Origin of the sequence: Microcoleus sp. LEGE 07076, assembly GCF_015207455.1 — a bacterium.
Lineage (GTDB): Bacteria > Cyanobacteriota > Cyanobacteriia > Cyanobacteriales > Microcoleaceae > Microcoleus.
Genome location: NZ_JADEWV010000327.1, coordinates 1 through 4,550, shown reverse-complemented (window position 1 = coordinate 4,550; position 4,550 = coordinate 1). Strand labels below are relative to the sequence as shown.

Sequence of the window (4,550 nt, the reverse complement as noted above, 5' to 3'; positions counted from 1 at the left end):
TCTGATTTCTTTAAGGTCAATTCTAATTTATCAAGCTGAAGAGGATTAAGATTTACTCTATTACTTAATAATAAATATTTACTACATCTATCGGTAATTCCTGCTGCTGTACGCAATTTATTTAAATCTCGATTTACAACTTTCATTACATGAAAACGGTCACTAACAATTTTGGCATTTGGGAATACTTTTGTGATGACATTAGGGAATCCTCCCCACATATCAACGCTCACTTCTTCAACTTGTTCACGAACCTCAATTGGTTGTGTCATAAAAACTTCAATGATTTCGTCTTGACGGTGAGAGTCAATCATTTCAATCAAATTACCCTCAGAAATATCACTAACAACAGTGACAAATTTTCCTTGACCTTTTCGCATACTTATTTCATCAATAGAGATTCGCTTAGCTGACTTCCAACTTGTTGTTTTTTTTTGAGCTTGATTACCTGCTCAAATATTCCTTTTATTTCTTTATAGCTCAGTTGTTCTTCTCGCCCAATTTGCTGCATATTCGATTGTTGAACACGCTCATAAATATTTTGTTCGTATCGTTGAGTATGCCGTCTTTTAAAGCGAAGCGTAGGGTGCGTCGCTCTCGAATTTTTCGCGATGATTTGAAGTTCTGCGAGGCGACGCACCTTACATTTAAAAGCAGATTTATGCTATATGACGGCACGGATTCCCAGCTCTCGAATTTTTCGCGATGATTTGAAGTTCTGCGAGGCGACGCACCTTACATTTAAAAGCAGATTTATGCTATATGACGGCACGGATTCCCATTATTTAATAATATGTCAAGTGGCCGAAAAAAGCAAGGGCGATCGCCAAAAAAAATACCGCCCCAATTTCAATATTCTTGGACTTATCGCCAGTCAGAAACCGGGTTTTTTACGACAATCCATCGCTGTTAGCAACAGACGAAGTAAAAACCCGGTTTCTTTAACCTCAATTAAAAACTACCTTTGATCCCAAGCCGTCGCCGCATCAGTCACAGCTTGTTCAACCGATTTTTCCCCCAACATTGCCGCCTGCAAATTGTCATAAATCGCCTTTTGCAACTTCTTAACATCCTTGAGAGGGGGAATTAAAAGCTCAGCTTTCGCCAAGCCAGAAGCGCTGACAATCCGAGCTCGATCGCTCGGAGCAGCATCAGCCGCAACACTCTTAAAATAAGAGTCCTGCAAAGCCTCAACCGTAGAAGGCAAAACATTAGCAGCCTTCGCAAAAGCCAACTGATTTTGAGAATTAGTCAGAAACAAAGCAAACTTGACAGCATCGTCGGGGCGCTTGCTGTCGCGGGGCACAACCAAATTCATCACCGCCACAGTTTTCTTGCCGGTTTCGCCAGTAATTTGAGGCGCAGAAGCCGAGACAGCACCGACAGTCGGAGCATTGTCAGCGATCGCCTTTAAAAACTGCGGCCCAGAACCCAACAAAGCAGTTTCTCCAGCTTGATAAAGCTCGATCGCCCTGCGGTGGCCCTGCACCAAAACATCCTGCGGTAAAAGTCCAGCATTGTACAAATCCACCCAATACTGAAAAACAGCTTTCCCCTTAGCAGTATTAAAAGCAGCCTTACCTTTAGCGTCAACCAAAGGCACACCCATCTGCACAAAAGATTGCAAAACCTCCGACGAATCTTCCGGTACAAAAGTTGCAAAAAAAGCAAACTTACCAGTCTTCTCCTTCACCTGTTTGGCAACAGTTGCCAACTCAGCATAGGTAGCCGGAGGCTTAGCAATTCCAGCTTTTTTAAACAAATCCGTATTGTAAATTGTCACCCCAGTTGTGAGATACCAAGGAATCCCAAAAGTCTTGCCATCGAGTACGCTAGCTTTCCAGATATTGGGGAGATAGAGCGATCGCACTTGCTCAGAAATTCGAGAATCCAAATCCAGCCAAGCATTGCGCCCCGCCAACAGCGAAGCAAAATCAGGATTTAAGTTCACCACATCCGGGGCCGTTTTCGCCGCCACCGCCCCCAAAATCTTACTTTCCATCGCCGACCAAGGAACATCGACCCAGCGCACCTTCACCGCCGGATTTTCCTTCTCAAAATCGGCGATCGTCTTATTGAAATACTCAGTAAACTGAGGTTGAAGCTGCATAGTCCAGAACTCGAGTTCTGCCGAATTCTTAGCCGCGGAATTAACGGCCGGTTTGCTACTACAACTGACAGCAGCAGCCAGCAGCAGCCCCACCAGACCAAAAATAGCAAACAGTTGCCAAGATTTACGCTTCATAGAATTTAATTTCAGAATCATGGGAACCGTTAGAGAAAAAAAGCACAGCCCGCCGAGCAAGCCAGAGAGTCAAGTTCTAATCTTTGTTGCGCCAGAGCACTGCGAGGGAGAGAGTCGGTTTTGCAGCCGCACCGGCAGGTTTTGGGTCGATCGAGCTGAAATTTGTTGACATTCGCCGGAGAATAGCTATTGTCAAGTAAATTGGATAGCATAAAATCGGAACTAGCGATCGGGCAACAAACACAGTGCAGCGCTGCACAGCCAACAGCAGCACTGCGAACACCGAGATTGCAGTCCTGCTGTTAGGGGAACTAATACCATCTCTCAAACAGAATGCAAGTCGCCGGCCCGCAATCCAAACCCGTTGGCCGATGGGTCATTCAAAAAAATCGCAAATCGAAAATGGTATCAGCCCCCAACAGCCAACGGCCCAATCAGGCTGGCCAACTACAACTCGTAAAAAATAGCAACTACCGGCGACCCAATCCTATGGTTAACTTTTTCAAAAATCTACTTTCCCCACGCCAGCCAGGAATCGGGATCGAAATAGCCCCAGACCGCATCAACATCATTCAACTCGAAAAAAAAGCTCAGGCATTAAAACTAGGCATCCTCGCCTCCATAGAAGTACCAGAAGACATAGTACAAGAAGGGCAAATAGTCGATCCGCCCGGAATGGCAGAACTAATACGCGCCATCCTCGCCGAAAACAAAATCAAAGCCAAGCGAGTAGCCACAGCCATTCCCGGCCGCGAAGCCGTCATCAGGCTAATTCCAGTTCCCGCAGAACTCAACGAAGAAGAACTGCGGGATTACATGAACGCAGAAGCAGGGCTGTACTTGCCATTTCCCAGAGAAGATGCCGACGTAGACTATCAAAAAATCGGCTTATTTGTAGATGACGACGGCGTAGAAAAAGTGCAAGTCGTGTTAGTAGCAACCCGCAGAGAAGTTACCGACACATACATCGAAACCTTCAAAGAAGCCGGACTGATCATAGACGTGCTAGAAGTAACCAGCTTTGCCCTGATCCGCACCCTCAAAGACCAACTGCAACAATTTTCATCCCAAGAAGCCGCCGTCTTGACCGACATAGAATTTGACAGTACCGAATTAGCTATAGTAGTGGACGGCATACCGCAATTTAACCGTACCATCCCGATCGGCACCTACCAAATCCAGACCGCCCTCAACCAAGCCATGAACCTGCCCCCCACCAGAGACACCACCGAACTGCAAGGCATGACCCTGCCAGTAACAGATACAATGGGCGCATCGGGAGACGCCAATCCAGGCACAAATGCCATGATTAAAGTATTGGGAGAACTCGCAGACGAACTGCGCCGCTCAGTAGACTTTTACCTCAACCAGAGCGAAGAACTCGAAGTAGCGCAACTGCTGCTAGCGGGCCCGGGAGCTGCGATCGGCAAACTCGACGAATTTTTTATGCAAAGATTAAGCTTGCCCGCATCTCAAGTCGATCCCATCGAAACCCTAGGACTCGAAATCAACCAAGAAATTACCCCAGAACAGCGAGCAGGCCTAGGAGTCGCCCTAGGTTTAGGACTCAGGGAGGTGCTGTAACCTAACAGTTTTAGATAATAGTAGAAAAACCGATTTGAGAATTTTAGGAAAAAGCCCCTTCCTTTCTTCAGAACACACCTGATGCAGAAAGTAGAATATTGGACGTAGAAGGTAGAACGTAAAAGGCAGAATATCGGAGATAATAGAAGCAGCCACTTCCTTCGCAAAACAAGCCAAAAATAGTTTCTTTCTTCCCTAAATAAACCCTTCACTTCTACCCGCAATCTGCCGTCCAGTCTAAAATCTAAAATTGCAAATTAAAATCTAAAATCGAGTGAAGTCATGTACAGCCTAGATATTAATTTTCTCAACGACCGCCCGGACTACAAACCAGTCACAGCAGCCAAAAGCTCAGCTAAAAGAAGTTCCGGCCAAGGCAGAGACCAACTGCCCCTAATTGGCGCATTGCTGTTTGCCTTCGGCCTCAACGCCGCAGTCATGGGTGCCTGGTGGTGGGCGACCAACCAAAACACCAGCTTGGCTGCAGAACAAGCAACCCTCGACCAAGAACTGGCAAAGTTAAACACTCAAGCCGGTACCATCAAAGCCATCAACGCCGAAACCAACAAAATTACCGCCGAATACCAAGCATTAGCCGGAGTATTCGACCAAATCAAACCTTGGTCGGCGATGCTGCAAGACCTGAGTGCCCGCACTCCGGGGGGAGTGCAAATTGCCAAAATCGAGCAAATCGACCCCAGCCCCTCTCCCGTTGCAGCAC

The 4,550-nt window shown here is 46.6% G+C and carries 6 protein-coding genes; 2 read left to right on the top strand and 4 right to left on the bottom strand.

Annotation, left to right across the window (positions count from 1 at the left end):
• The 4 genes from IQ270_RS28385 to IQ270_RS28370 all read right to left on the bottom strand — a co-directional run.
• Positions 1–380 (bottom strand): transposase (locus tag IQ270_RS28385; protein WP_193976467.1); only part of this gene is annotated, 380 nt, incomplete at its 3' end.
• Positions 381–382: 2 nt separating this feature from the next.
• Positions 383–640: a transposase family protein gene (locus tag IQ270_RS32485; RefSeq protein ID WP_193976466.1), complete on the bottom strand. Its 258-nt coding sequence runs from the start codon at positions 638–640 to the stop codon at positions 383–385.
• Between the two features lie 318 nt (positions 641–958).
• Positions 959–2,245, bottom strand: coding sequence for a sugar ABC transporter substrate-binding protein (locus tag IQ270_RS28375; RefSeq protein ID WP_193976465.1), 1,287 nt, complete (start codon positions 2,243–2,245; stop codon positions 959–961).
• Positions 2,246–2,321: 76 nt separating this feature from the next.
• Positions 2,322–2,528 (bottom strand): hypothetical protein, encoded by a 207-nt coding sequence (locus IQ270_RS28370; protein WP_228056788.1) that lies wholly within the window; start codon positions 2,526–2,528, stop codon positions 2,322–2,324.
• A gap of 206 nt (positions 2,529–2,734) precedes the next feature.
• On the opposite strand from IQ270_RS28370, the gene pilM reads away from it, so the two are divergent.
• Together pilM and IQ270_RS28360 are read left to right on the top strand one after the other, a co-directional pair.
• Entirely contained in the window at positions 2,735–3,829 is a 1,095-nt protein-coding gene (gene pilM, locus IQ270_RS28365) for a type IV pilus assembly protein PilM (protein ID WP_193976463.1), read from the top strand.
• Between the two features lie 282 nt (positions 3,830–4,111).
• Positions 4,112–4,550: PilN domain-containing protein (locus IQ270_RS28360; RefSeq protein WP_368670147.1), on the top strand; the 439-nt coding region annotated here is incomplete at its 3' end.